Annotated in this window: 24 protein-coding genes and 4 tRNA genes; 19 read left to right on the top strand and 9 right to left on the bottom strand. The window is 37.9% G+C overall.

Annotated features, from left to right (window positions below; translation table 11 throughout):
• Positions 1-60: 60 nt before the first annotated feature.
• Complete coding sequence (locus tag HUV91_RS10690; RefSeq protein ID WP_130074358.1) at positions 61-1,233, bottom strand: acyl-CoA dehydrogenase family protein; 1,173 nt, start codon at positions 1,231-1,233, stop codon at positions 61-63.
• A gap of 181 nt (positions 1,234-1,414) precedes the next feature.
• Here HUV91_RS10690 and HUV91_RS10685 point away from each other — a divergent pair, with 181 nt between their 5' ends.
• From HUV91_RS10685 to HUV91_RS10665, 5 genes are all read left to right on the top strand, one after another.
• Complete coding sequence (locus HUV91_RS10685) at positions 1,415-1,672, top strand: succinate dehydrogenase assembly factor 2 (protein ID WP_130074359.1); 258 nt, start codon at positions 1,415-1,417, stop codon at positions 1,670-1,672.
• A gap of 220 nt (positions 1,673-1,892) precedes the next feature.
• Positions 1,893-2,075, top strand: coding sequence for a hypothetical protein (locus tag HUV91_RS10680; protein ID WP_174493369.1), 183 nt, complete (start codon positions 1,893-1,895; stop codon positions 2,073-2,075).
• Positions 2,076-2,626: 551 nt separating this feature from the next.
• The gene (locus tag HUV91_RS10675) at positions 2,627-3,754 is read left to right on the top strand and encodes a hypothetical protein (RefSeq protein WP_174493368.1); all 1,128 of its coding nucleotides are present in this window, start codon (positions 2,627-2,629) and stop codon (positions 3,752-3,754) included.
• Positions 3,755-3,840: 86 nt separating this feature from the next.
• Positions 3,841-4,428: a rhombosortase gene (rrtA, locus tag HUV91_RS10670; RefSeq protein WP_174493367.1), complete on the top strand. Its 588-nt coding sequence runs from the start codon at positions 3,841-3,843 to the stop codon at positions 4,426-4,428.
• 361 nt (positions 4,429-4,789) lie between these two features.
• Positions 4,790-6,985 (top strand): TRAP transporter large permease subunit, encoded by a 2,196-nt coding sequence (locus HUV91_RS10665; protein WP_130074363.1) that lies wholly within the window; start codon positions 4,790-4,792, stop codon positions 6,983-6,985.
• A 346-nt stretch (positions 6,986-7,331) separates the two neighbouring features.
• Here the strand turns inward: HUV91_RS10665 and HUV91_RS10660 are convergent, their stop codons facing one another.
• From HUV91_RS10660 to rnr, 4 genes are all read right to left on the bottom strand, one after another.
• A complete protein-coding gene (locus HUV91_RS10660; protein ID WP_174493366.1) occupies positions 7,332-7,763 on the bottom strand; it encodes a hypothetical protein in 432 nt (143 codons plus the stop codon).
• A gap of 13 nt (positions 7,764-7,776) precedes the next feature.
• Complete coding sequence (locus HUV91_RS10655; RefSeq protein ID WP_165353081.1) at positions 7,777-7,986, bottom strand: YheV family putative zinc ribbon protein; 210 nt, start codon at positions 7,984-7,986, stop codon at positions 7,777-7,779.
• Between the two features lie 40 nt (positions 7,987-8,026).
• A complete protein-coding gene (locus tag HUV91_RS10650) occupies positions 8,027-10,081 on the bottom strand; it encodes a M3 family metallopeptidase (protein WP_174493633.1) in 2,055 nt (684 codons plus the stop codon).
• A gap of 141 nt (positions 10,082-10,222) precedes the next feature.
• Positions 10,223-12,667 carry a ribonuclease R gene (gene rnr / locus HUV91_RS10645; protein ID WP_174493632.1) on the bottom strand — a complete coding sequence of 815 codons (2,445 nt, stop codon included), beginning with the start codon at positions 12,665-12,667 and terminating at the stop codon, positions 10,223-10,225.
• A gap of 267 nt (positions 12,668-12,934) precedes the next feature.
• Here rnr and HUV91_RS10640 point away from each other — a divergent pair.
• The 5 genes from HUV91_RS10640 to HUV91_RS10620 all read left to right on the top strand — a co-directional run bounded on the left by HUV91_RS10640 (position 12,935) and on the right by HUV91_RS10620 (position 14,473).
• Positions 12,935-13,024: transfer RNA gene (locus HUV91_RS10640), tRNA-Ser, on the top strand.
• 15 nt (positions 13,025-13,039) lie between these two features.
• A tRNA-Arg gene (locus HUV91_RS10635) sits at positions 13,040-13,116 on the top strand.
• Positions 13,117-13,166: 50 nt separating this feature from the next.
• Positions 13,167-13,243: transfer RNA gene (locus tag HUV91_RS10630), tRNA-Arg, on the top strand.
• Positions 13,244-13,332: 89 nt separating this feature from the next.
• Positions 13,333-14,163 (top strand): hypothetical protein, encoded by an 831-nt coding sequence (locus tag HUV91_RS10625; protein ID WP_174493365.1) that lies wholly within the window; start codon positions 13,333-13,335, stop codon positions 14,161-14,163.
• Positions 14,164-14,275: 112 nt separating this feature from the next.
• Positions 14,276-14,473 carry a hypothetical protein gene (locus tag HUV91_RS10620; protein WP_174493364.1) on the top strand — a complete coding sequence of 66 codons (198 nt, stop codon included), beginning with the start codon at positions 14,276-14,278 and terminating at the stop codon, positions 14,471-14,473.
• A gap of 15 nt (positions 14,474-14,488) precedes the next feature.
• On the opposite strand, the gene HUV91_RS10615 is transcribed toward HUV91_RS10620, so the two are convergent.
• Positions 14,489-15,154: a hypothetical protein gene (locus tag HUV91_RS10615; RefSeq protein WP_174493363.1), complete on the bottom strand. Its 666-nt coding sequence runs from the start codon at positions 15,152-15,154 to the stop codon at positions 14,489-14,491.
• 202 nt (positions 15,155-15,356) lie between these two features.
• On the opposite strand from HUV91_RS10615, the gene HUV91_RS10610 reads away from it, so the two are divergent.
• The 6 genes from HUV91_RS10610 (at position 15,357) to HUV91_RS10585 (ending at position 19,413) form a co-directional block, all read left to right on the top strand.
• Positions 15,357-16,016, top strand: a complete 660-nt coding sequence (locus HUV91_RS10610) for an amino acid ABC transporter permease (protein ID WP_217431196.1) — start codon at positions 15,357-15,359, stop codon at positions 16,014-16,016.
• The gene (locus tag HUV91_RS10605) at positions 16,006-16,671 is read left to right on the top strand and encodes an amino acid ABC transporter permease (protein ID WP_174493362.1); all 666 of its coding nucleotides are present in this window, start codon (positions 16,006-16,008) and stop codon (positions 16,669-16,671) included. Before HUV91_RS10610 ends, HUV91_RS10605 begins: the two co-directional genes overlap by 11 nt.
• Before the next feature lie 9 nt (positions 16,672-16,680).
• Positions 16,681-17,412, top strand: a complete 732-nt coding sequence (locus tag HUV91_RS10600) for an amino acid ABC transporter ATP-binding protein (RefSeq protein WP_174493361.1) — start codon at positions 16,681-16,683, stop codon at positions 17,410-17,412.
• Positions 17,413-17,456: 44 nt separating this feature from the next.
• Positions 17,457-18,302, top strand: a complete 846-nt coding sequence (locus HUV91_RS10595; protein WP_174493630.1) for a transporter substrate-binding domain-containing protein — start codon at positions 17,457-17,459, stop codon at positions 18,300-18,302.
• 26 nt (positions 18,303-18,328) lie between these two features.
• Positions 18,329-19,192: a cysteine ABC transporter substrate-binding protein gene (locus tag HUV91_RS10590; RefSeq protein ID WP_174493360.1), complete on the top strand. Its 864-nt coding sequence runs from the start codon at positions 18,329-18,331 to the stop codon at positions 19,190-19,192.
• A 144-nt stretch (positions 19,193-19,336) separates the two neighbouring features.
• Positions 19,337-19,413: transfer RNA gene (locus tag HUV91_RS10585), tRNA-Arg, on the top strand.
• Between the two features lie 72 nt (positions 19,414-19,485).
• Here the strand turns inward: HUV91_RS10585 and HUV91_RS10580 are convergent.
• Positions 19,486-20,043, bottom strand: coding sequence for a hypothetical protein (locus HUV91_RS10580; protein ID WP_130074374.1), 558 nt, complete (start codon positions 20,041-20,043; stop codon positions 19,486-19,488).
• 12 nt (positions 20,044-20,055) lie between these two features.
• Positions 20,056-21,360 carry an SRPBCC family protein gene (locus HUV91_RS10575; RefSeq protein WP_174493359.1) on the bottom strand — a complete coding sequence of 435 codons (1,305 nt, stop codon included), beginning with the start codon at positions 21,358-21,360 and terminating at the stop codon, positions 20,056-20,058.
• 174 nt (positions 21,361-21,534) lie between these two features.
• Here HUV91_RS10575 and HUV91_RS10570 point away from each other — a divergent pair, with 174 nt between their 5' ends.
• The 3 genes from HUV91_RS10570 to HUV91_RS10560 all read left to right on the top strand — a co-directional run bounded on the left by HUV91_RS10570 (position 21,535) and on the right by HUV91_RS10560 (position 24,531).
• A complete protein-coding gene (locus tag HUV91_RS10570; RefSeq protein WP_130074376.1) occupies positions 21,535-22,035 on the top strand; it encodes a YcxB family protein in 501 nt (166 codons plus the stop codon).
• Positions 22,036-22,073: 38 nt separating this feature from the next.
• Positions 22,074-22,712 (top strand): fumarylacetoacetate hydrolase family protein, encoded by a 639-nt coding sequence (locus tag HUV91_RS10565; RefSeq protein ID WP_130074377.1) that lies wholly within the window; start codon positions 22,074-22,076, stop codon positions 22,710-22,712.
• A 457-nt stretch (positions 22,713-23,169) separates the two neighbouring features.
• Entirely contained in the window at positions 23,170-24,531 is a 1,362-nt protein-coding gene (locus HUV91_RS10560) for an NAD(P)-binding domain-containing protein (RefSeq protein WP_130074378.1), read from the top strand.
• A 284-nt stretch (positions 24,532-24,815) separates the two neighbouring features.
• On the opposite strand, the gene HUV91_RS10555 is transcribed toward HUV91_RS10560, so the two are convergent.
• Positions 24,816-26,060, bottom strand: a complete 1,245-nt coding sequence (locus tag HUV91_RS10555) for a YihY family inner membrane protein (RefSeq protein ID WP_130074379.1) — start codon at positions 26,058-26,060, stop codon at positions 24,816-24,818.
• Positions 26,061-26,128 lie beyond the last annotated feature (68 nt).

Raw genomic sequence — 26,128 nt, 5'->3', positions numbered from 1 at the left:
GCATCTCCCTTCTAATAGGAAGATGCTTTAAGTTCTATATGAAGACAGCATTGACCGTATTTAAAGTGAACGAGAAATCAATTCCTTCATAATTTCATTGGTCCCTGCATAAATACGGTTTGCACGGTTATCGATATAAGCACGAGCAATTGGGTATTCGAGCATATAGCCATATCCACCATGGAGTTGTAGGCACTCATCGACAACATTTGAGAATAATTCAGAAATTTTATATTTAGCGGCTGCGGCTGCATCTACACCAAGTGAGCCTTCAAGTTGTAGTTCCATACAACGATCTAAATAAGCACGACAGAAGTCAATTTCAGTCCGCATTTCAGCAAGTTTAAAACGTGTGTTTTGGAACGCACCGATGGGTTTGCCAAATGCTTTACGATCTTTCGTATATTGCACGGTATGTGCAAATGCAGCTTCAGCACCTGCTTGGCAGATAATCGCAACGAGCATACGTTCCCAAGCCAATTCTTTCATAAGCATGATAAACCCCATGCCTTCCATACCCAGTAAATTTTCTTTTGGGACACGGACATCTTCAAAGAATAACTCACAGGTATCTTGACCTTTCATCCCTATTTTGTTGAGTGGTTTACCTTTGCTAAATCCTGCGCGGTCAGCTTCAACAATGATCAAAGATAAGTTAGCAGAACCTTTGTCTGTATTGCCTGTTTTGCACACGACGATTGCCATGTCGCATAAATAACCATTGGTAATGAAGATTTTCGAACCATTGATGACATATTCATCGCCATCTAAAACGGCTGTGGTACGTACACCTTGTAAATCAGAACCTGTGCCAGGTTCGGTCATTGCAATGGCAGTTACTGCTTCACCTGATGCCATTTTGGGTAACCAATGTTTCTTTTGTTCTTCATTACCAAAGTTGTTGATATAGTTTGCAACAATGTCAGAATGTAATGAAAAACCTGTTGAAGAATCCATTGCATAGGCTTGTTCTTCAATCAAAATCATACTGTATAAACGGTCTACACCATAACCACCATATTCTTCTGGCATGGTTGCACACAATAAGCCCATTTCGCCTGCTTTATTCCATAAATCACGGTCAACGTGTTGTTGTTCTTCGTATTTGGCAATATTGGGTACGACTTCTTTCTCATAAAACTTGCGGACTGTTTCACGAAATGCTTCATGTTCAGCATTAAATAAATTGCGAGGTAGCATATTTGCCAATGGACGAATTGCGCCTGATTGCATGTTTTTTATTCCAAATTATTGTTTAATCTTTATAAATTAAGTGAACATTCAGCTAGTCTCAATGAGGTGAATGCTCATTTGCTATTAAATATTGATATATTTCGCCAATCGACATATATACTCAAGTATTTATGATGGAATCAGGTAAAATACTGCTCACTATCATCTTCGGGGAAAATCAATGTTTGAAGAATTAACTTTGGAAGAGCGTAAAGTCATTTATCGTGCACGTCGTGGTTTAAAAGAAATAGATGTTTATTTTGATCCTTATGTGAAGCAATATTATTTACAAGCAGATGCGACAGAGAAAGGCTTGTTTAAAGAGTTAGTGGATCAGGAAGACCCTGATTTGCTAGATTGGTTTATGGAGGTTTCTGAGCCACCAAAACCTGAATTAAGACAACTTATTATTAAATTAAAAAAATATGTCCACGGTTAATTCTAATTTTTATCCGTGTTTTCAACTGAAACCTAGTCGATTTAAATATGGGTTTCAGTTTTTTTTCGGTCTTGTGATTAGCATAATTTTATTTCAAATTTTGAGTCTTGGTATTTGGTTGGTTGCGGTCTTTCTGTTGCTTATTTCAGCGTGTTTTTGGCATAGGCAGGCAAGAATCGAGCAATTTGAACAGTTGGATGTAGATCTTTGGTCGGTCAAAATGACGCAAGACACAGTCATTCAACAGGTGAAAATCAAAAAAATGGTGGATCATCTTTTTTATATTGTGATCTATTTTGAGGATATCAATGCGCTCAATAAGTCATCAAATATCATTATTTGGCATGATCAATGTGACTTAAAAAGCTGGAAAATGTTAAAAGCACATGCAAACTTAGGTTAATTGTTGGACATTTTTTAATTGGGTTGAATTTTATAAAATTATTTAAAAATAATATCTTATAATGTGTATTAAGTACAAAATAATCGATTGTTAGACTAAAATCACACAAACTAAGCAAAAAAATGGATTGTTAGACAATTATATTTAAGAATTTTAAATTTTACCTGTACATTAAACCTACCAACAGCAAATGAGGAATTTCGAGATGACTGAAGTTCAACAATGGTTGTTTCTAGTGGTCGCAATTATTCTTGCGATTGTGGTAGGAAGACTAGGAACTGTGCTGAGGGAACAGATTGAGAAAAGAAAGCTCAAAACTAACAAACTCTCTTGAGGGTTTATTGTTTAATAAGTAGCATGTGCTGAACCGTCGCAATGCTACTTTTTTTTGCCTAAAATTTGCTAGTTCTTATTGTGCGGTCAATTCATTTCTATGTGGATTGTGGCAAATTATATTAATAAAATTAGAGTTATTGCTCTTTTCATCAAATAGAGCATCTGATATTTTAAGTAAAAAGGACATAAACACAATTATATAGAGGACAGGAAGTATGTCTAAAGTCCAAAAAATTGGGCAATTTATGGTGACTGCCATTGTTGCTTCATCCATTTTATCTGGTTGTTCATATGTGGTTAAGTCTGGGGCAAATGTCGCTTTAGGCTTTAGTGAAAATCATATTGTGCCACCCATCTTAGCAGGTAATGATGCAGATATGGCATGCCAATCCGGTAGTGCTTTAACCCCCGCTGTGATGGCAACCAAAGATATGGGGGCTGATCCAACTCGTATGGCTGTATTGCTGTACTCTGCGGCAGGGATGTGTGCTGAAAATCGTGCTTTAGAGGCGGAGTTGCGTTATCTCCGTGCTTCAAAAGACGGTAAAGTATCGGAAGCGCAAGATGCACGAGTAGAGCAAAAACGTTGGGCTGCATTGGCTGCAAATCGTCAGTATGCCGGCTATCAGTTATTTGCTGAACGTTGGCAAGCCAAATATAAATATACATTGGGTGATTCTTGCCCAACGATGAAAAAAGATTTAGATCAGACCATTTATCTCTTGGGAATGCTTAGTGGTTTGCAAGCGATGACCAATGATATTAATTCAGGTGGTGCAGCAAACGTTCCAAAGGATATCGCAGCAATTGTTGAACGTGGTATGACATGTTTGGATAATAATAAATTCTGGGGTGCGCCAATGGCGACACGTGCAGTAATTTGGACATTATTACCTGGTGCGGATGAAGGTAAGCCTGATCCATATCAAACTTTGAAACAGTCTATGCAAATCGGTGAACAAAAAGGGGTACGTCTAGCCCATGCTTTATATGCTGTATCTGCTCAAGCCAGTGGTGATGATGCACGTATTCGTGAAGCATTACGAACTTATGCTGCATCTCGTGAAGAAGATAAACCTGTTAATCCAGAGTTTAGATTGATTGATGCAATGGCAGGGCAAATGGTACAAGCGATTGCAGACCGTTATTGGACTGAACATACAGGTGTGCGTGCAGCAGATGATGGTATGACTGTATTCTGGGATGAGCAAGGTGCAACAGGCGATGATTCTTTATTTGAGGGATTAGGCGATCCTGCAACGGAGGATTCTGGTGCTGCTCCAGCTCAACAAGAAACAGCTGCACCGACTGAAGAAGCTACGCCAGAAAGTGCAACACCTTAACTGCAAAAATACACATTGAAATTTAAGTTTTGTATTTATACTCAAGAAAAGCTTCGGCTTTTCTTGTTTTTTTAGAGGAACTGGATATGCAAGAAATACAACTCAAGAAACGTATGATCTTGATTGCAAGTTGCATATGTATTGCTGCTTGCTTGCAAATTTTCCAGTCCACTTTCATTTATTGGCGTTATACATTTTTTAGTGAAATTTGGCGATGGTGGACTGCACATTGGGTACATGTGGGTTGGATTCATTTTGCCTTAAATATGATTGCATTTGCATGTTTGCCCTTTATATTCCCACATATTCAAAATCGCTTTATCATTTTACTGCTTTTGATTTTAGCTCCTTTATGTAGCCTAAGTTTTTATTATTTTTATCCTGAAATTGAAGCTTATGCTGGACTATCGGGTGTATTGCATGGTTTATATGTTGCTGCTGCATTTTTCTATTTAAAATTTCGTAAAGAGCGCAATTTTGCGGTATTGGTTTTATGTTTGGTGGTTGCAAAACTCATTTGGGAAAATACGTTTGGTCAAATTGGTACAGCGCAGCTCATAGGTAGTCCAGTTTTGGTTGAAGCGCATTTGGTGGGTACATTTTGGGGGGCAATTTTAGCCGTAATGTATTTGCTCTCTCAGCAGCTTTTTATAGAAAATAAGAATAAATCTTAACGAAGATCATTTAAAAGATAAGCCTCCTATTTTGCAATTTATGCTCTATATAAAATGAGGATGTATTTAAGAAGTAGAAATAAAAATATTTCTCTGCTATTTGGAGCGAATCTATTGTTTTTTTATCTTAAATTGCTTATTAATGCATAGACTTAAGTGCGTTAATTTACATTTATCGTTTTATACTTGACAAAAATGCATGAAAAAAAATGTAACACTGCCATTCTTTTAATTTAAAAAAACATGCAGATTTGCAAGTGGACATAAAAATAGGAAATGAGGACTTCCGCGTTACTCATAACTTATAAAAAAATTAGTCTTATAAAAGATTTATAAGATTAGAGATAAAAATGGAATTATCATGAATGATAGTGCAGAAAATAAATCAGGCTTAGGGCTGATTGGTCGTATATGGACAGAAGGGATCTCAACTTTTCTCGTTCTTCTACTTCTCTTGTTGACCTTATTGATTGGTACAGGGGAAATGATTCATGGGCAAATGTTACGTATAGGCGAACGTCTATACGGTGACGAAAAAATAGGAATGCAATATTCCTTTTTAAGAGCTGAACCCACTAAACCAAGTTGTGAACGAAATCCAAATATTGATGCGCTTGTGCAAGAGCGTATGAAGGCTGAGGCAAGCGATCCAGATGCCAGTTTCTTTGGGGTGACATCTGAAGCTGATGTGCGTCAATCTTTTTTAGCGGCTAAAACTGAATGTGAAGAAAAATTTGCATTTTATGATAAGTCAATGAAGCATATGGAGCAGCATCCTTCTATTCGTTCTTATCGTACGATGGAAACGGGATTTTTCTGGTTGTTTAAGTTCGGTACAGAAAACCGTGTCTTGATCTTACTGTTTATGGTCATGATTTCATCGATTACTGCGTCGTTGAAAATGCATCATATTAGTTTACGTCCACCAACAACGAAACTCGATTTCAGAGTGTATTCAATTGCCATGATTTTGGGTAATGGTTTATTGACATACTCTGTCTGGAGTCAATATCAGTCTGTTATGAGCTCAGGGGTAGAGTCAACTTATGAGACGATTTGGGGATATTGGCTATGGTTGATCTTGTTTGTCAGTGTGACATTGATTAGTTTGTATCAGTTTTTCGCGATTCCAAAAACTGCCAAAGAAGGTGGAAATATCGGGCTTGCGCTCATCAGTATTCCGTTATATGCCATTATGGCGATTGTCACGGGTATTGCATTTACCTTCTTTATGGATTATCCAATGGGGCAAGGTATTTACCTTGGTCAGTTGGTTGAATTCTCAGGAATCTTCCTGAACTTAGCCCTATTTATTTGGGCAGGTATGTTACTAACACAAACACGAATCATGGATGTATTCCTTGCGATCTTACGTCCATGGAACCTTGCGCCAGAAACATTAACCTGGATCATCTTGATTGCTGCTGCGATTCCAACAGCGTATACAGGTGCTTCAGGGATCTTCGTTGTGGCAGCGGGTGCGATTATCTATCGTGAAGTATGGAACTCTGGTGCACGCCGTCAGTATGCACTTGCAGTCTCAGCGATGTCTGGTTCACTGGGTGTTGTATTACGTCCATGTCTATTGGTGATCTTGATTTCGATGTTAGATAGCCGTCATGTTACTTCTGATGAGTTATTTAATCATGGTATTTATGTCTTCTGGTTAACTGCGTTTATTTTCCTTGGTGTGTCTTTATACCTTGCAGAAGATAAATTCCGTATTAATTCACCAAAAATTGCAGTCCCTGGCATGTTGAAAGCTTTGGTTCCTGTGATTCCATATGTGGTAATTACCGCATTGGTTGTGGGTTTCTATAGCTATGGCTTAGATACACAAATGGATGAATTTACAGCCCCTGTGATTCTTCCAATCATGCTATTGGCTTATATTTTATTTGATAAATATTGGGGGGATCGCGTTCCTGTGCCTGAGTACAATACTGCTTTAGCACAAGAACATGCGAAAAACTCTGAATATTTACGCACACATGGTAGTGCGGCTGAACATAAACGTAGCTTTGGTCAATCGATCTGGTTCGCCTCATCTGAAAGTGTTGGACATATCGGTGCTTTGATCATTCTAATGGCACTTTCAGCGAGTATGGGTGGTCTGATCGAGCGTAGTGAAATCGTGACAATGGTACCGACGCATTTAGGTAGCATCATGCTTTCATTGGCATTCCTTGCGATCTTGCTTGCGATTATTGGTATGACGACAGATCCATTTGGTGCGGTGATTTTGGTGGCTGCAACAATTGCACCTGTAGCGTATGAGAATGGCATCCATCCGATTCATTTCTGGATGATTGTATTGGTTGCTTTCGAGTTTGGTTATGTGACACCACCTGTTGCACTCAACCACTTGCTGACGAGGCTCTCTGTCGGGGATGAGGAAGTCGCCGCCGCAGATGCGGAAGCGAAAGAGAAGTATACAAGCTTCTATTATCGTTATGAGCGTTGGTTATTGCCGATGATCGTCTTGTTCTCTGCTCTTGTAATTGTGACGTTTGTTCCATACTTACTCAATATGTTTGATTGGTATACCAATAAGTAACAGCTTCATTTCATTAAAGCACCTTCGGGTGCTTTTTTGTTTTCAGTCGATTCTATTTAAATCAAGCTTTAAAGTTGCCTCATGGGATCACATCACTTGCATGTCCGTTTGTATAAAAACAGTTTTTATTAATGAATGTCTATGATTGATCTTAAGATAATGCAAAGGACCAGTGCTGTAAAATCAGGTGGTTTATAGCTGTAATTGGAATGATGCGGCTAATACGTATAGTTGTATTTGTTTTTGATGGAAAGTGTAGTGCTAAGATAAAGTGCAGAAGTGGTGAGCAATTAAAAAACACCATCCAAATGGAGTTGAATGGTGTTTTTTAATTGGAGTATTAAGACTATTTTTGTTCAGCAGCAAGTTGTTGTTCAAGTAGTTTTAATTGCTCTTCTTTGAGTTTAATCAATTGATCTGCATCAGCATGTTGTGATTCTAAAGACTGTTGTTGATCTTTTAATTGTGTTTGAATGTCATCAAGTTTTGCAATTTCTTCTTTAGCAAGACTTTCATTTTCAGAAACAGGCTCTTGTAAAATAGAGGAATCGACCAAGGTTTGTGTCGTTGTTTCTGATGCAGCTGTTTGTTCTACAGGTTGTGCCAATGGTGGCGCTGCTGCCTTAGCGGGTGCTTTGGTTTCTGCAGGCGTTACAGTTTTTGTTTGGTCTTGATCTGCTTTAAGCCAAAATAATGCACTGGCTAAAGCTACAATAATGATCAATCCCCCAGCAATAAACCACATCAGTTTAGAATTATTTCTTGTATCTAATTGCATGTTTAATCCAAATTTATTTTGAAGAACGAGGCTTGAATTGAATGACCCCAATTTCATCAGGTGCAGCAGATTCTTCAGGCGCATCTACATAAGTAGGGCGGTTTTCAGAATAATCGCACTCGATACATTCAATCCATTCAGCATCGTCAGTGGTGAGCATGACGATTCGATCCATCGCCTCACATCTTGGACATTTAGCCCCTGCAATGAAACGACGTTTGATATTCATACACTCACCACATAATTAATTTTACATGCGTAGTTTAAGCGTTTTTAGAGGCATTCGTCCAACCTTGATGACGTAACAATGCATCAATTTTAGGTTCACGACCTCGGAAATTGATAAAAGCATCTAGAGCAGTATCTTTTCCCCCCACTGCTAAAATGGCTTTGCGGAATTCTTGCCCCGTTTGAGTGTTGAAAACACCTTCATTTTCAAAACGATCAAAGGCATCACTCGCAAGAACTTCAGCCCATTTATAGGAGTAATAACCTGCGGCATAGCCACCTGCAAAAATATGGCTAAAGCTATTTTGGAAACGGTTTGTTGTTGTGCTAGGGGCAACAGCAAATTTTTGGCGAATGTCATCTAAAGTGGCTTGAATCTGTTTTGCATCCAAAGCAGGTGTAAGTTTGTGGATGTTAAGGTCAAACAAGGCAAATTCAATTTGACGTAAAGTTTGCATTCCAGATTGGAAGAAACGTGCATCAAGTAAAGATTTTAATAACTCTTCAGATAAGGTTTGCTTGCTTTCAATATGTTCAGAAAGCAGGTCTAGACTGTCTTTGTCCCAAGTCCAAAACTCCATAAATTGACTTGGTAGCTCAACAGCATCCCATGCTACGCCGTGTGTGCCTGCCACCGCAATATTATCCACTTCTGTTAACATATGATGTAAGCCATGTCCAAACTCATGGAATAATGTATTGACTTCATCATGTGTCAGCAGAGCAGGTTGATCACCAACAGGTGGGGTAAAATTTCCAACCATATAACAAATTGGTTTTTGCAGGCCTGATTCAGTTTGCATGCGTGAACGGAAACCACTCATCCAAGCGCCACCACGTTTGCCACTACGTGCATAGAGGTCAAAATAGAAACCACCAATCACTGAACCTTGATCTTCAAGTTCGTAATAATGTACATCTGGATGCCAAAGTGGTGCTTCACGTTCGATCACATCGATACCATAGAGACGATTCACGACATTGAATAAGCCTTGAATCACTTTTGGTGCTGGAAAATAAGGTTTTAAATCTTCTTGTGAAAGATTGAACTGCTGAACTTTGAGTTTTTCTGAATAATACGTGGTATCCCATGCTTGTAATTCACTGATGCCATCTTGTGCTGCAATGCTTTTCAGTTCAGCGATTTCTTTTTCAGCAGGTGCACGTGCGTGTTCTGCGAGGTCAACCAAGAACTGATTGACGGTTTCAACATCAGGTGCCATTTTTGAAGCTAATGAATATTCTGCATAGTTGTCAAAGCCTAAAAGTTTTGCCATTTCTTGACGTAAACTTAAAATTTCAACCATGACAGGGGCATTGTCATATTGTGGATCGGCTGCTAAGTCTGAAGCACGAGTCGTATAGGCATTATAAAGCTGTTCACGTAAATCACGATCTTGGGCATAGGTCATGATGGCTAAATAAGATGGAATATCTAAAGTGGCAACAGCTTGGTCTAATTCACGTTGTTGACCGTACTGTTTTAACAGTTCGATACTGCTTTGTGGTAAACCTTTGAGTTGTTGTGCATTTAACGGTAAAAAAAATGCTTGGGTTGAATCTAATACATGGTTAGAAAAATCTGAGGACAGTTGTGAAAGTCGTGCTGAAATTTCTGCATAGCGTTTTTTTGCTTCGCCTTCTAAAGCGACACCAGACAGTTTAAAGTCACGTAAAGCGAGTTTAATGGCACTTTGTTGCGCGGCGGGCAGGTCGTTAAAAATCGCATTGTCAAATACATGTTGGTAGCTTTGGTAAAGTGGAACATGCTGACCCAGTTGTGTGTAATATTCGCTTAGACTCGGCAATAACGATTGATAGACTTCACGGGTTTCTGAGTTGTTCATCACGGCATTTAGGTGTGACAAAATCCCCCACGACTCACTCATGTTATTTTCAAGCGTATCAATTTTTTCTAATACTTGCAGTTGTTGCTGTAACGTTTCAGGTACTTGCTGAAGTTCATTTAAGAAATCTTGTCCATCTTGAATGGCTTGTTCAATATTTTGTTTTAGTTTCTCTAAAGTGATTTGATCGAATTGGGGTACAGGTAAAGTCGCCTTTTCTAATGTCATGTCTTTATGCCAAATATATGCTTCGTTATGGATAGATGTAGGGCTTTTGATAGGGGAAATCAAGCTTTGGCAATAAATTAAAACCATAATATGGTAATAAATTTTGGACAATTATAAAAAACAAGAGCGCCGAAGCGCTCTTATTGTTACATCTAATTATTCACTTTTCGTCTTTGCATTGGACTTTTTCTTTTTCGCTTTTGCCTTTTTCTTTACTTTATCTTTAATCTTCGTTTCAGACTTCGTTGCAGTGTTTTTAGCAGGCTTTTTGCTGTAAGTGCTAGGTTTTCCTTTGGATTTTTTCTTTCGAATGGGACGTTCTCCATCTTCACTCACATTCGAAGATTCAGAGCTGCTCTTTTTCGCAGGACGTTCAGCGAAAACTTCTTCTTTGGCTACAGGTTTTGCCACACGTGGCGCACGACTACGAATCACACGCCCTGCATGAGAAAGCTGTTGTAAAAGCTCGAAGTCGATCTTGCGTTCTTCAAGGTTGACCCCAGCAACTTTGATTTTAACTTCATCGCCTAAACCAAAGACTTGTCCACGATTTTGCCCAACTAAGGTTTGACTCGCTTGATCAAAGACAAAATAGTCATCACCAAGTTGGCTGACATGTACCATACCATCGACATACAAATCTTTCAGGGTGACGAATAGTCCAAACTCAGCGGTGGCGCTGATCACACCAACAAATTCTTCACCAATATGCTGATGCATATAGTGACATTTCAACCAAGAGGTCACTGAACGAGATGCTTCATCGGCACGACGTTCAGTTGCAGAGAAGTGTTCACCTGCATCATCCAATGCTGCACCTGAAAGCGGATATTGTTTGCTGGTTAAACTCGCTTTAATGGCACGATGTAATAACAAGTCAGGATAACGGCGAATCGGAGACGTGAAGTGGGTATAGGCTTCATACGCTAAGCCATAGTGACCGACATTTTTTGCACCATAATACGCTTGCATCATTGAACGTAATAACACGGCATGAATACTTGGCGCATCGATACGGTCTTTGGTTGCTTCAATGACGTTCTGATAATCAGCTTGTGTGGGTTGATCAGGGAAAGGTAAACCCAGTAATTTGACAAAGTCTTTGACTTTTTGAATGCGTGAAAATTCAGGTGCTTCATGTACACGGTACAACATTGGCACTTCATTTTTTAAGCAATATTCTGCTGCTGCCACGTTGGCAAGCAACATACATTCTTCAATCAGTTTATGTGCGACATTACGTGAACGAGGCAAAATCTCTTTAATTCCGCCTAACTCATCAAAGGTCATATAGGTTTCAACGGTTTCAAATTCCATTGCATGACGCTCAGCACGTAAACCTTTGAGTGTTTCATAGAGTTGATAAAGCGTATTTAATGATTTGCGAACATTGCGGTCTTCAGGTACTGCTTTGCTGTCACCATCTAAATACTGTGCAACTTGGGTATAGGTCAAACGTGCTTTTGAATGCATCACAGAAGGGTAGAATTCAAACTTGGTCACACGGCCTGCACGACTCAAATTCAAGTCACAGACCATGCACAAACGGTCGACATTTGGATTGAGTGAACATAAACCATTAGAAAGCGCTTCAGGTAACATCGGTAAAACAAAATGTGGGAAATATACGGATGTACCACGTTCTTGCGCTTCATCGTCTAACGGTTTCCCGATACGAACATAGTGACTCACATCTGCGATAGCCACAACGACACGATAACCGCCACCCGGACGTTTTTCCGCATAGACTGCATCATCGAAGTCACGTGCATCTTCACCATCAATGGTGACAAGCGGTAAATCACGTAGATCGATGCGACCTGCACGGTCTTTTTCTGAAGGCTCTTTAAAGCTTTCAGCTTCTTTGACCACTTCTTCAGGAAATTCATACGGTAGACCATATTCCAAAATGGTTTGAGGAATAATGATTTCGGTATCCGCTTTGTCTGCCATAGATTGAATGACATGACCTGTGGCAAATTCATCCCGTGTTGGATAGTCATCAATTTCGACACGAATTGAATCACCCACTTTGGCTTTGGCATGCTCAATCAATTCTTTTTCTAATGTGATTGGTTGATGTGCATTGGGATTTGCGGGTTGAATGAAATACTCATCTTCAAACTCAGCGACTTTACCAATCAACTGTTTCACACGGCGTTGCGTGACTTCGGTGATATAGCCCCATGCTTTGCCTTTGCGGTCTACGGAAGTCTGTTGAACTTTGACACGGTCGCCGTGGAAGACTTGGCGTAGCTCACGTTCAGGCAGTAAAAATTCTTCTTTTTTACCATCGATATTGGCAACGCCTAAACCTTTGGAGTTAACGTATACCGTCGCATCTAAAATCGGTTGATCCGCCATAAGTTGGTATTTAAAACCATCTTTCATCAGCTGACCATCACGCACCATTGCGCTTAAACGATGGCTCAGCGCATCTATACTTTTTTGATCAGCAATTTCAAACAGATCTACTAAATCTGCGTGTGATTGAGGTTCTTGTTTTTGTTCAATCGTTTCAAGGATAAGGGTACGACTTGGGATAGGATTGTCGTAACGTTCGGCTTCAGCTTTCGCTTCAGGATCGACCCAATTTTTCATCATGTATGTGGTTTCTAGTCAGAAGGTAGGATTAGCATAAGTCAAACAGGCAAATACTGCACGTAATTGATTGCAATAAACTGTTTTAAATTTAAATTTATGCAGATTTATCAAAAAATTCATTGGATTAAAGTGCTGTTTGGATTAAAAAAAGTACAAATTTATAAAAATTGTTTAAAAAATATGTAATCAGGCAAAAAAACTGCATTTTTTTTAAATCATGACTTGCCGAATGATGTTTTAGTTTGTATTATGGCGGCTCGTTACGGTGAGATGGGTGAGTGGCTGAAACCACATCCCTGCTAAGGATGCATACGGGCAACTGTATCGAGGGTTCGAATCCCTCTCTCACCGCCAACGATTACTTATGTCGCGCTCATAGCTCAGCTGGATAGAGCACTTGGCTACGAACTAAGGGGTCGGGAGTTCGAATCTCTCTGAGCGCACCAATAAGTTAATCGAAAGTAACGAATCGTCAATATTTTGACACACAAGTATTGCGCTCATAGCTCAGCTGGATAGAGCACTTGGCTACGAACTAAGGGGTCGGGAGTTCGAATCTCTCTGAGCGCACCAACTTGAAGAATTAACCGCACATGTTGCGGTTTTTTTGTTCCTGTGATAATTAGAAGATTCAAAATATAAAATTATAATGAAAGGTTTTTATGCCTAAATTTTTAAAATATGCTCTTTACTTTATTGGTGGCTATGCACTTATTTTAGGATTACTCGCTTTAATTACCTCAAATTCGAAATGCAGTATTTTAAGTTCTAGAAGTTGTAGTGCTTTAGATGTTGTTTATATGGTGATGCTCGTACCTGTAGCAATACCTGTAGGCATTTATGATGAATACAAAGAGAATAAGCGTGTTAATGAGTTTATTGAAAAAAGAAATGAAGGAGTACTTCGTGGCGATCGTACTTCCTTAGAGCAATGCGTAGAATCTTGCTACTATCTACCCTCTGATTCTGAAAAAATGAAAGCCTTATCAGAGCTAGCTGCACAGAAATTGATACGACTTGATGATCCTAAAAATGTGATGCTTCCTGAGCAAATAAAGCCAATGATCGTTGCATATTCTCATTTGCAGCAAAAATTAAAATTTGATGATCCGTTGAAAAAGCAATATGTGGAAAGAGCTTGGAGTTTGGTTAAGATAACCAATAAAACTCGGGATTACTTTAAAATCAATGGTCCGGACGTAACTAGAACAGGTGGCCACGCTTTTATATTAAAAGCTGAATTAAGTACTCGTCCTTTGGAGCATATTAAGCCTATTTTTAATACGTGTCTTTCTGATAAATTTTGGCTAGATGCTGGATTTGAGGCTTTTGATTTAGATGTATTGTTTTTTTGTGAATCGTCATTAGACTTGTATTTATCATCCGTACCTGACAGTAAAGAACATAAAGCAATTTTTCGAAATGAATTGAAAACAAAATGGAAAGGTGAGTGGCGCTCAGCTTTAAAGAAAAAGTATCCAAGCAAAAATTAAGTAAAGATTCTTCGATTATGCGACCATTTCTGTCGCACAGCATCAATTGAAAGCTCAATTTACAAAGCAAAAAAATTAAAATAAGTACAAGAACAGAAGCTTTGAAAAGAACATGAAAAAATATACAGATGGATATTATATTTATCAGCATGTTGATTTTATTTGCCATTTCAACTTGCAGCAGTGTGATGGTTGTAATCGTACCATGACAGGTTTTGTCTACGAATTACAAATTCAGAACTTTGACACTGAAGTGGTGTTTTTTTGTGCATCTTGTATGGAACAATTAGAGTTGATCAGTGCTAATTAAATTAAGTGATCAGTTTTAAATCAAAAAATACCGGATGACGAATGAGATAAAACTGAGTGAAAAAGTCGTAATGATGAGATAGTTAATCAATTTTATCGTCGATTTTTTAAAGACATTGAAAGATAGATTGAATCCTAAAAACATGATTGCAAAAATTAAATGTTTCAAAAATGCAAAGATAAAAAAGCTGCGAAATTCTGTTTTTATTTCTGCAATATATTGAGGCGAATTCGGAGCGTCTGTCATGTATGGGAAAGTTTGCAGCTGTCCCTGTTTGTCTTTAAATGCGATTGTGTTGAGAAGGAATTCATTGTAATTATTAGTGTTTTTTTCTAAAAAAGTATAAAAGTTAAGTGAAATAATCTGAATTTCGTGGTTTTCAATAAATTTACAAATCAGTTCGAGTTGCCCATTACAGGATTTGGAGAAAATCTCTTGTTGGTTTTCCTTAAATATTATTTTGGATTGATGATTTCGGTAATGGAATATCTCAATCTCCATTTGAGGTGTTATTTCCATCGTTTTTTGAACCCAATTTTTGTTTTTTAATTTATGTTGGAATTGAGCAAAAGACGAGAACTCTCGATAAGTTGAGGTCAAGAATACAATAGCAACGATACAACACATTATAAATTGAATAATGAAATTTATATCCGCTTCATTTTCTTGAGAATCTATCATTTTTACCTTTTACTGAGATTGTATTCGTTGGTAAATATTGAATTTATGAAGATTATAGCGCTCGAGTGAATGCACTGCATTATTTTAGAAATACTTATTCTATTAACATATTTCTTTAGTAAAAATAATCACAGTAAGATAATCCAAAATCACTATTTCTGCTTTAGCACAAAGCAAAACAATAATATTTTGGACGACTTCTTTGAATTGGCAATATATCTACAGTGTGATGCCACAGTTTGTTTCAGCAACTTTGACCACATTAAAAATTTCAGTGATCAGTATCTTACTTGCAATCATCGTGGGTTTAATTTGCAGTATTTTGATCACCTATCATGTTCGTGTATTTGACAGAATTGCCAAATTTTATATTGAACTCTCACGTAATACACCCTTACTGATTCAGCTATTTTTCCTTTATTACGGCTTACCTAAACTCGGCATAAAAATTGATGGGTTTACCTGTGGTGTGATTGGCTTAACCTTTTTAGGGGGGAGCTATATGGCAGAAGCATTTCGAGCAGGTCTGCAAGCAGTTGCCAAGGGACAAATTGATTCAGGGGAAAGTATTGGTTTAAACCGATTTCAAGTTTTTCAATATGTGATTTTTCCCCAAGCTTTGGCTGTCTCAATCCCAGCGATTGGAGCAAACTGTCTATTCCTGATCAAAGAAAGCTCAGTGGTCAGTGCAATCGCCGTAGTAGAACTTTTATTCCTTACTAAAGACTTGATTGGTATGGATTACAAAACCACTGAAGCCTTATTTTTATTGGTCATGTCTTATCTCATTATTTTATTGCCTGTTTCTATTCTGAGTAGTTATTTGGAATATCGTAGTCGGAAGGTGAGCCATGGGATTTGAGTATTTATTTCAACCTGCACACCTTGAACGATTATTCGAAGGGCTTTGGGTCACAGCGAAAATCGCCTTTATTTCAGTCTTCTTTTCAGCAATTTTCGGTGCAATTTTTGGGGTGATCATGACCTCAAAAAATATTCTCGTCAAAAGCATTTGCCGACTGTATTTAGAAGCCATCCGTATTATTCCTATTTTGGTGATGCTTTTTGTTTTCTATTTTGGTTTTGCTACTTGGTTTAATTGGCAATTTTCAGCAACGGCTGTTTGTATCGTTGTATTTGTTCTATGGGGCACAGCGGAAATGGGCGACCTCGTCCGTGCTGCAATAACATCTATAGACCAACATCAACGTGATTCAGCTTATGCACTCGGACTCAATCCAATTCAAACATTAACCTATGTCATTTTTCCACAGAGCTTAAAACGAGTCACTCCAGGCGCAATCAATTTATTTACCCGAATGGTGAAAACCAGTTCTTTAGCGGTACTCATTGGGGTGATGGAAGTGATCAAAGTGGGACAACAAATTATTGAAAATTCACTTTTAATTGTGCCCAATGCTTCACTATGGATTTACGGTTTAATCTTTATTTTCTATTTCATCATTTGTTATCCCTTATCACGTTTAGCGACCCATTTAGAAAAAGTTTGGGAGTAAAGATTCATTATGGCTTTGTTATCTATACAACATTTACAGAAATCATTTGCAGAAAGTCATATTTTACAAGGGATTGATTTGGACGTAGAACAGGGTGAGGTCGTTGTTATTCTTGGGCCTTCAGGCTGTGGAAAAAGCACCTTATTGCGCTGTGTAAATGGCTTAGAAAAAATCCAAAGTGGCTCGATCACGTTGCAAGGTTTGGGCGTACTTGGACAGGATGTACCGTGGGTCGATGTCCGTCAAAAAATTGGTATGGTATTCCAAAATTATGAGCTTTTTGGGCATATGAATGTGATTGATAACATTTTACTTGGCCCTTTGAAAGTTCAAAAAAGGAATCGTGCAGAAGCGGAAAAAGTTGCGGATAAATTGCTAAAACGTGTGGGCTTATATGATCGTAAATTGGATTATCCACGCCAACTTTCAGGTGGGCAAAAGCAACGAATTGCGATTGTTCGTTCATTGGTGATGCAACCGCAAGTAATTCTTTTGGATGAGATTACCGCCGCATTAGACCCTGAAATGGTGCGTGAAGTTTTAGATGTGGTGTTAAAACTCGCTCATGATGGCATGACCATGTTGATTGTCACCCATGAAATGTCCTTTGCTCGGAAAGTTGCAGATCGGATTATTTTTATGGACAAAGGCAAAATCATCGAACAAGCCACACCTGAACAGTTCTTTGAACAACCGCAAACTGAACGTGCTAAAGCATTTTTAAATATGTTGAATTACTAAAATTAGAGTTGAAAAAAATGACTGTATTAAAAAACTTAAAAACGATGAGTATTTGGACAAGTACACTTTTACTTGTTGGTTCTCTCTCTGCCTGTCAGAAACCTACAGACCATCAGACCAAGCAACAATCTGCAGAAGATCAATCTTTAGAACAAGTGAAAAAGAATGGTGTGTTTCGTGTCGCAGTATTTGCTGACAACCCTCCTTTTGGTTATGTCGACAGCGCAGGTAAGCCACAGGGCTTCGATGTCGCTTTAGCTAAGAAAGTCACCAAAGACTTATTAGGCGATGAGTCAAAAATTGAATTTGTGGTGACTGAGGCGGCGAATCGGGTGGAGTTTCTAAAATCGGGTAAAGCAGATGCGGTATTTGCCAGTTTTTCTGTCACACCTGAACGTAAGGAAGTTGTGGATTTTGCACAGCCCTATTTAAAAGCAGCTTTAGGTATCGTTTCACCAAAAGCCAAAGCCATTACCGATATCAAACAGCTTGAAGCTAAAACTTTGATTGTGAATAAAGGTTCGACCTCTGATATTTATTTCACCAAAAATTATCCAAAAATCAATTTGTTGAAATTTGAACAAAATACCGATGCTTTTAATGCTTTGAAGGATGGGCGTGGTGATGCGATTTCTCAAGACAGTACCTATGCATTGGCTTGGGCAGCAGAAAATCCAACATTTACCGCAGGAATTCAACAAATTGGCAATGAAGACTTTATTGCACCTGCGGTGAAAAAGGGCAATACCCAACTGCTCAATTGGCTCAATACAGAAATTTTGACACTACAAAAAAATGGTGAAATCCAGAAGATTTATGACCAAACCTTAAAGCCAATTTATGGTGAAAGCGTTGATGCAAAAGTCTTTTTAGATGTCACAGCAAAATAATTTTGAATCAATAAGAGGAAAATAAAATGAACATCGCCATAAAAAATGTAATGCAACTCTTGGTCGCTTCTGTATTGAGTTTAGGTTTAGTCGCATGTAATAAAAATTCTACTTCACCTGATAAGACGACAGACACAGAAAAAACAGTTTCAACAATCGAGCAAATTAAGAAAAATGGTGTAATACGTATCGGAGTATTTAGCGATAAGCCACCTTTTGGTTATTTGGATGCGCAAGGGAAAAATCAAGGCTTCGATGTTGAAATTGCTAAGCACGTTGCGAAAGATTTATTGGGTGACGAAAACAAGGTTCAGTTTGTTTTAACTGAGGCAGCTAATCGTGTTGAATATCTAAAGGCGGATAAGGTGGATATTATTTTCGCCAATTTCACAGTCACACCAGAACGTCAGGAGGTGGTTGATTTCTCTAAGCCATATTTGAAAGTATCTTTAGGCGTTGTTTCTCCAAAAGCCAAACCGATTACAGATGTGGCACAATTGAAAGACCAAACTTTATTGGTCAATAAAGGCACGACAGCAGATTCATTCTTTACCAAGTCACATCCTGAAATCAAATTGCAGAAATATGAGCAAAATACGGAAACTTTCGATGCTTTAAAAGATGGTCGTGGTGCAGCTTTGGCTCATGATAATTTATTGGTTTTGGCTTGGGCAAAAGAAAATCCTAACTATACCGTGGGAATCACCAGTTTAGGTCAGCATGATTTGATTGCACCAGCAGTGAAAAAGGGCGATAAGGAATTATTAGATTGGTTGAATCAAGATTTAGAGAAATTAGCTAAAGAAGGTGTGATCCAACAAGCCTATGAAAAAACCTTAAAACCTGTTTATGGTGACACAATCAATCCGAAAGATTTGTTGGTGGAATAATTGTTATTGCATACAATCTATTTTGAATGAATAATCAACAATATATTGTACGAATGTTTAATTCATATACATTCAGTTGTAAAAGTTATATAAAAGTCTTTTCAATAAAGTGAAAAGGCGTATAATGCGTCCCATCAAGACGTCGCGCTCATAGCTCAGCTGGATAGAGCACTTGGCTACGAACTAAGGGGTCGGGAGTTCGAATCTCTCTGAGCGCACCAACTTGATCATCGACAGATGTTAAATTGACAATAAACCGCTTAATTGCGGTTTTTTTGTGTCTAAAAAATATATTATTGATTTTCTTTAAGCTGAGGTGGTTCATACACTTTTGCATGTTCAAGCTGTGAAATATCCATTTTAATATTTTCTGAAATTACAGCACTACGCCCAAACATTCGTCCAAAAATGACACGACAAGAAAGTTCTTTAGGCAAGGCTTTTAATTGTTTAAAGTCATAGATACATTCTAATTTGGATGCGTCATTTTCAGGGCAGATCGTAAATAAAACATCATATTTAAAATGATGATTTTCATAAATGATCGGATTGTCTTCCAGTTCATCTGCAGCAATAGAGCCACTCACTTCAAATTTGTCGTTAATTGGGCATTTAAAGTGGGCATAATGAAAGCGATATTCATCATAAATTTTATGTAATGGTTTCTGACTGAAGGCGGTGGTATTAAATAATAGATAACCATGCCGATCTAATTCAGGTATGTGTTGAGGTGCAACAAAAGTATATTGCGGTTCAAGGGTAATAGGGACTTGATATTCAGGCATTTTTTCACATCCAATCAATAACAATGCGAATGTGCTGACTAAATATCGACTGCGTCCCTGTAACATGTTTATTTTGTCCTATGATTTGCTTTGCGCTCTAATTTTTTGAGTAAATACAGCATTTCCACCTACGGCAGGTAACATATCATGATATGGCAAACTACGTGCAGCTCTGAGTAAGAAAGGTGCTTTTTCATCGACTTTGACGGCTGTCGTTACACGCATAAATGTACCTGTATCTTGCGGATTGAGTTGGACTTGCCCTTTGAGATAACGTAAATCACCGCCATTGGCGAAAAAGTTATTTTCATTGCTTTTTGGAAAATTAAAATGCATTTTAAAGTCAAAGGGAATGCTAACTACGCCGAGACCGATACTGACTTTAAAATCGGTATCTTGCCCTTGTGCTGTGAGGGATGATGTGGTGATTTTCTTGATTTGACGCGGAAAAACACTTTGATAAGAAGTGGGTTGTAGCCATTTTTGTAATTGTTGCGGTGTTTCTTTAAAGGATTGATAGGTAGTGGTAAAGCGTAACATCTCCCGTCCATGCGTATAAGGTACGGTTGTCGGCATGTTCACAATGCTCACGGGTTGTCCTGTATTTTCACTTAAAGCATCAATTTTCTGTAGTTGAGCAGCACTCAGTTTAGGTTCAGGTAATTGTCCAGCATTCAGTGCAATGACATTTTTTGTTCCAAAGCGTTGTCGTAATGACTCTAGAACAAAAGCACCTGTACCTGTTGGAATCCCAAGTTTGGCTTCAGGAATTGCATTTAAAATTTGTTTAAATAAGAATCCTTTAGGTTGATTTGTGTCACCCCATTGGGTCAGTGTCACAAGGGTTTTTTTATCCCCTAAGCTAAACCATTCTAATTTGCCAACTGCATAGGGGAGTGGTGCATCAATGACAATTGTGGAAATACTGTTGCTAGAGACTTGATGTTGCATCACGATATCTTCGTTAAAATTTAGTACAGGAATGGGTGTCGGAATTGATACGCGATATTGCATTTTGCTGACATTGCCTTTTTGTTCAAGCAACTTTGCTGTTTTTAAGGTTGGAAATAAGCCGACATATTGAGTGTAATTGCTTAAAGTTTTTGCTACCTCTTGGCTACTAACAGGCACAATAATAGCCGCAGAGGTGAAGCGTGCAGTTGGGTTCGGGTTGGCTTTTAATGTGGGTAAACTTGTTTTGGTTGCTGCTTGAGGATAGATAAAAATATCATCCTGTACATAACTCGCAAGTTGCTGTGCACTATTTTGAAAAGGTTTTAGACTGCTCGGAATGTTGTCGCTCCATGTCACAAGTTGGGCAAAACTGAACGAACTTGCACTTACACAAAGTAATGTACATAGGGTTTTTTGAATAATTTTCATCCTTGCATCCTTATTTTTGTACTGCATTTTTAGATTTATCTTTTACATGAAAATGATCTTTTTTGAATTGACCTAAACTTTAAAATTAAGCATGTAAATTAACATGAAAACGCAGTGCTAAATGTCATTTCTGGTGTAATATCTTGGTATCGTTAAATTTTGTATTGAAGCACTATGTCAGACACTCAGCCTGCATTATCTGCACGTTATTATCTTAATCTAGAAGAATCACAGGACGGTTTTAAGCTTGCAACCTTAGGCAAAAAGCAAATTTCACGTTTTTTAACGCCTTTGGTCAGCATTGCAATTATAGGATATGGCGTGTATTTGGGCATGGCAACAGTTGGACGTTACTATGTTTTTTTAGGTCTATTCTTTTTGCTACTGCAAGGCTTGATGCGTTATTGGTTTTTACCCATGATGTTTAAACGCCAGTTTATTAAATACCAATTTGGTAAAAGTGAGCAAGGAATTGAATTATTTCAAGATCATGCAGAAATTTTTTCTAGTGGTCGTCCTAAAAAACCTTTCCAATATAGTGATGTACAACATTTTTTGGAAGGCAAATTAACTTATATGATTGAGTTGAAAAATCGTACTGTGATTATTGTACCGAAACGTGCTTTTGCAGACTCAGCTGATCAAACACGATTTGCTAATACGTTTAAAAAATAACCTAATACGAACAAAACTAATATGAAAAAGGGAAGATTATGAGTACACGTCCATCGAAAATTGTCTGTGTCGGTCGTAGCTATGCAGCGCATATTGCAGAATTAGGTAATGCAACACCAGATCGTCCTGTTTTATTTATTAAGCCACCCAGTAGTTTGATTTCTTTACAAGAAGGTATTTCTTGGAATGAAAATTGGGGCAGTTTGCACCATGAATGTGAAGTAACTTTACGTATAGACAAGCCATTAAAGGGTGAAACCAATCCTGAGAAAGCCTTAGAAGCTATTGGTGCTATCACGCTTGGTCTAGATTTAACTTTGCGTGATATGCAAGATGACTTAAAGAAAAAAGGTCAACCTTGGGAACGTGCGAAAGCATTTGATGGTTCATGCGTACTTGCCGATTGGGTCAGTGTCGATGAAGTCAAAGCTTGGGATGCAATTACTTTCGAATTTGCCGTGAATGAGCAAGTCCGTCAAAAGGGGGATACGTCGTTATTAATTTTCGACATCGGTTATTTGCTTGCAGATATAAGCCAAGTTTTCAGTTTAGAGCCAGGTGATGTAGTGATGACTGGTACACCGGCTGGTGTGGGTGCATTGGCTTCAGGTGATCAACTGACGATGACATTGAATGGTCAAAATCAAGATTTTGTTTGGAAAAGCTTTGTGAAGTAATTCATTCATGAACTTGGAATTACATCTGAATTTAATGTTGTTTTGATTCAGTACAGATTCGATGGATGAAAAGCAGATTAAGTATAATTTGATCTGCTTTTTTACGATTGTTAAAAATAACTATTTGAAATATTTAGAAACTGTTGTAACAAATTATTATTCATTAAATTGATGGATATCGGTAAATAAAATCTATTTTTGTGATATGGTGTCTATTCTTTGTATGAGTTTTATTCTTATTTAGAGATATCTTGTTGGATAAACAATGTACTTTTCTCTAAGAACTCATATTCATTTGTCTCTGCATCCTAATTTAAAAGATGATGTTGATCTTGAAATTCAGATTCTATTTGTTCTTATTTTTTATCATAAAAATGATGCCTGTAGCATCTGAATGCTAGCTAAACTCATCATTTTAGGAGCTTTTTCAAAGAACTCAAAACTAATGGAGATAGCAATGACCCGAATTGCAATTATCGGAGCAGGTCCTAGTGGCATGGCTCAATTAAGAGCATTTCAATCAGCAAAGTCCAAAGGTCTACAAGTTCCAGAAATTGTATGTTTCGAAAAACAAAACGATTGGGGCGGACTATGGAATTACACTTGGCGTACAGGTGTAGATCAACATGGCGAAGCGGTACACGGAAGTATGTATCGTTATTTATGGTCTAATGGACCAAAAGAAGCATTGGAGTTCGCAGACTATACGTTTGATGAACATTTTAAAAAGCCAATCGCTTCATATCCTCCACGTGCGGTACTTTGGGATTACATCAAAGGACGTGTTGAAAAGGCTGGTGTGAAAAATCAGGTTCGCTTTAATACAGCAGTACGTCATGTTGAATATGATCAAGTAACGGAAAAATTTACAGTTCACGTATGTGACCACACACAAGATCGAGTGTATTCGGAACAGTTTGACTATGTGGTAGTTGCTTCAGGACATTTTTCTACACCTAAAGTTCCTGAATATGAAGGTTTTGATCAATTCAATGGTCGAATTCTACATGCACATGATTTTCGTGATGCTGTTGAATTTAAAGGTAAAACCGTGCTGCTTGTTGGAAGTAGCTATTCTGCCGAAGATGTTGGTTCACAATGTTATAAATATGGTGCAAAGCAAATTTATAGTTGTTATCGTAGTCAACCGATGGGCTATAAATGGCCAAAAAACTGGTCTGAAAAGCAGCATCTGCTAAAAGTAGATGAAAATACAGCCTATTTTGGTGATGGAAGTTCTGCCAAAATTGATGCGATTATCCTGTGTACGGGTTATTTGCACCATTTTCCTTATATGGCGGAAGATTTACGACTCAAAACGCACAATTGCTTGTATCCACAATCTTTATATCAAGGCGTGGTTTGGGAAAATAATCCAAAACTATTCTATTTGGGTATGCAAGACCAGTGGTATACCTTTAATATGTTCGATGCACAAGCTTGGTATGTGCGTGACATTATCATGGGGAAAATTGAATTACCTCCATCGGCTGACATGCAAGCACACTCTCAAATGTGGATGGCACGTGAAAGTAAGTTAAAAACGCCTGAGCAAATGGTGAAATTCCAAGGCGAATATATCAAACAATTGATAGCAGCCACCGATTATCCTAGTTTTGACATTGATGCCGTAAATGATATTTTTATGCAATGGAAAAAGCATAAAAAAGAAGGCATTATGAACTTTAGAGATAAAACTTATCGTTCTGTCATGACGGGTAAAATGTCGAAACCGCATCATACACCGTGGTTATATGCTTTAGATGACTCTTTGGAGGCTTATCTTGAGAGTGAAAATCGAGAGCAGCAAGCCATATAATTTTTCAGCATGTGATTCATATCAATGCATAGTTGAAAAATTATATGGGTCAATATTTTAAGATGAAAAGGGCTGTAGTTTTACAGCCCTTTTTTATTGGCAATTTTAGTGGTCAGTTTACAAGGTCGCACTTATGGTTATTTATATCATTTAGATGCTGCCTCTTTTCACCGTATAGATCATTAACAATGGTTAACAAAACAAGAACTAATACCGCTTAAAGTGGAACGAGTAGATCCATTGAGCTTAAAACAATGGATCATCTCAGAAGAGATTTGATTTTGCTATTTATTCTCTAAAATTGTTGAAAGTGGAATTGACAATTTCGCAGCCAAGTATTCATCCGACTCAATCAAGGCAGGACCAATACGTTGCATCCAAACATCATCAGGGTGAATATTTCCAACGTCCTGACGGCGTGGTAGTGGATAAGGTAAGGCAGTATAAAATGTCCAAAAATCAATAGTGTCTAAATTACGTGCCAATACATATTCGTTATTGTCTGTCCGTGTCACTAAATTTTGTTTTTCTAGCATGCTGACATAAGCAGGCCAACGCCCAATTTCACCACGGCCCAAAATTTTTAGCACTTCTGCATCACTCACAGCTTTGCCACTTTTTTGCTTCTGATAAAATAACTCTAAAACGTCTAATAACATTAAAATAGGATGACGAGTTTGGATTTTACCTGTATGAAATGCAGTAAGTGCATAACTGATTTCAACTCCTAGTAATACAATATTCCATGACATAAAAATCCATAATAGGAAAATAGGTACTGCCGCAAATGCACCATAAACAATGGTATAACTGGTAAAGTTGGTCATAATGAAACCAAACAAATTTTTCAGTAATTCAAAAACAATGGCACTAAATAGACCTGAAATTGCTGCAGCTTTTACGGGTACACTACGGTTTGGAATAGTCCAATATAAAATGAAAAAGCCGAGCACCGTTAAGGCAAAAGAGATAATCCATAATAATGCTGTGCCATCCACTTGGTAACCTGCAAAGTTGTTACTGAGTACATTCATTGATGCAAGAGTTGATGAAATCACAAATGCACTGCCGAGCAAAATTGGTCCTAAAGAAATAATCGTCCAATAGCGCATAAAGCCGACTATACCATTGCGGGTTTCTTGGACACGCCAAATACGATTAAAGACTGATTCAATACTGGTTAGCATCATCACGGTGGTGATGAAGAGGAACAGTATCCCGATTACGGTTAAGTTGCTCGAGTTTTGCGTAAAAACGTTAAAGGCTTTGTCAAAAGCAATACTGGTTTTTGGCAAAAAATTACTATAAATCATTTGTTGCAACTGCTGTCGAGCGGGTTCAAGTGCTTTAATCGAGGAGATAATCACTAGAAAAACCGTCAACATCGGGACAACAGCAAATAACGTGGTATAGGTTAAAGAGCCTGCTTGATCACGACAACGATCCGCTTCAAAACGACGAATCACAAACAGAATAAACTGAAACCAAGTTTTGTCATAAAAGGGGAGCTTTTTCAGTAAATTCATCATATTTTGTGTATCTCAATTTATTTTCATCATGTTTATCTAGATTTACTGTTACAGCTTAACCAAAAATA

Source organism: Acinetobacter sp. Marseille-Q1623 (genome assembly GCF_902809895.1).
GTDB lineage: Bacteria > Pseudomonadota > Gammaproteobacteria > Pseudomonadales > Moraxellaceae > Acinetobacter > Acinetobacter piscicola_A.
This window is presented reverse-complemented; position numbering and strand designations above follow the sequence as displayed.

Excerpts from the sequence above, each read along its gene's own strand:
- HUV91_RS10690 (WP_130074358.1), bottom strand. The coding sequence starts at position 1,233 with ATGCAATCAGGCGCAATTCGTCCATTGGCAAATATGCTACCTCGCAAT.
- HUV91_RS10685 (WP_130074359.1), top strand. The coding sequence starts at position 1,415 with ATGTTTGAAGAATTAACTTTGGAAGAGCGTAAAGTCATTTATCGTGCA.
- HUV91_RS10680 (WP_174493369.1), top strand. The coding sequence starts at position 1,893 with ATGACGCAAGACACAGTCATTCAACAGGTGAAAATCAAAAAAATGGTG.
- HUV91_RS10675 (WP_174493368.1), top strand. The coding sequence starts at position 2,627 with ATGTCTAAAGTCCAAAAAATTGGGCAATTTATGGTGACTGCCATTGTT.
- rrtA (WP_174493367.1), top strand. The coding sequence starts at position 3,841 with ATGCAAGAAATACAACTCAAGAAACGTATGATCTTGATTGCAAGTTGC.
- HUV91_RS10665 (WP_130074363.1), top strand. The coding sequence starts at position 4,790 with ATGAATGATAGTGCAGAAAATAAATCAGGCTTAGGGCTGATTGGTCGT.
- HUV91_RS10660 (WP_174493366.1), bottom strand. The coding sequence starts at position 7,763 with ATGCAATTAGATACAAGAAATAATTCTAAACTGATGTGGTTTATTGCT.
- rnr (WP_174493632.1), bottom strand. The coding sequence starts at position 12,667 with ATGAAAAATTGGGTCGATCCTGAAGCGAAAGCTGAAGCCGAACGTTAC.
- HUV91_RS10625 (WP_174493365.1), top strand. The coding sequence starts at position 13,333 with ATGCCTAAATTTTTAAAATATGCTCTTTACTTTATTGGTGGCTATGCA.
- HUV91_RS10620 (WP_174493364.1), top strand. The coding sequence starts at position 14,276 with ATGAAAAAATATACAGATGGATATTATATTTATCAGCATGTTGATTTT.
- HUV91_RS10615 (WP_174493363.1), bottom strand. The coding sequence starts at position 15,154 with ATGATAGATTCTCAAGAAAATGAAGCGGATATAAATTTCATTATTCAA.
- HUV91_RS10605 (WP_174493362.1), top strand. The coding sequence starts at position 16,006 with ATGGGATTTGAGTATTTATTTCAACCTGCACACCTTGAACGATTATTC.
- HUV91_RS10600 (WP_174493361.1), top strand. The coding sequence starts at position 16,681 with ATGGCTTTGTTATCTATACAACATTTACAGAAATCATTTGCAGAAAGT.
- HUV91_RS10595 (WP_174493630.1), top strand. The coding sequence starts at position 17,457 with ATGAGTATTTGGACAAGTACACTTTTACTTGTTGGTTCTCTCTCTGCC.
- HUV91_RS10590 (WP_174493360.1), top strand. The coding sequence starts at position 18,329 with ATGAACATCGCCATAAAAAATGTAATGCAACTCTTGGTCGCTTCTGTA.
- HUV91_RS10580 (WP_130074374.1), bottom strand. The coding sequence starts at position 20,043 with ATGTTACAGGGACGCAGTCGATATTTAGTCAGCACATTCGCATTGTTA.
- HUV91_RS10575 (WP_174493359.1), bottom strand. The coding sequence starts at position 21,360 with ATGAAAATTATTCAAAAAACCCTATGTACATTACTTTGTGTAAGTGCA.
- HUV91_RS10570 (WP_130074376.1), top strand. The coding sequence starts at position 21,535 with ATGTCAGACACTCAGCCTGCATTATCTGCACGTTATTATCTTAATCTA.
- HUV91_RS10565 (WP_130074377.1), top strand. The coding sequence starts at position 22,074 with ATGAGTACACGTCCATCGAAAATTGTCTGTGTCGGTCGTAGCTATGCA.
- HUV91_RS10560 (WP_130074378.1), top strand. The coding sequence starts at position 23,170 with ATGACCCGAATTGCAATTATCGGAGCAGGTCCTAGTGGCATGGCTCAA.
- HUV91_RS10555 (WP_130074379.1), bottom strand. The coding sequence starts at position 26,060 with ATGATGAATTTACTGAAAAAGCTCCCCTTTTATGACAAAACTTGGTTT.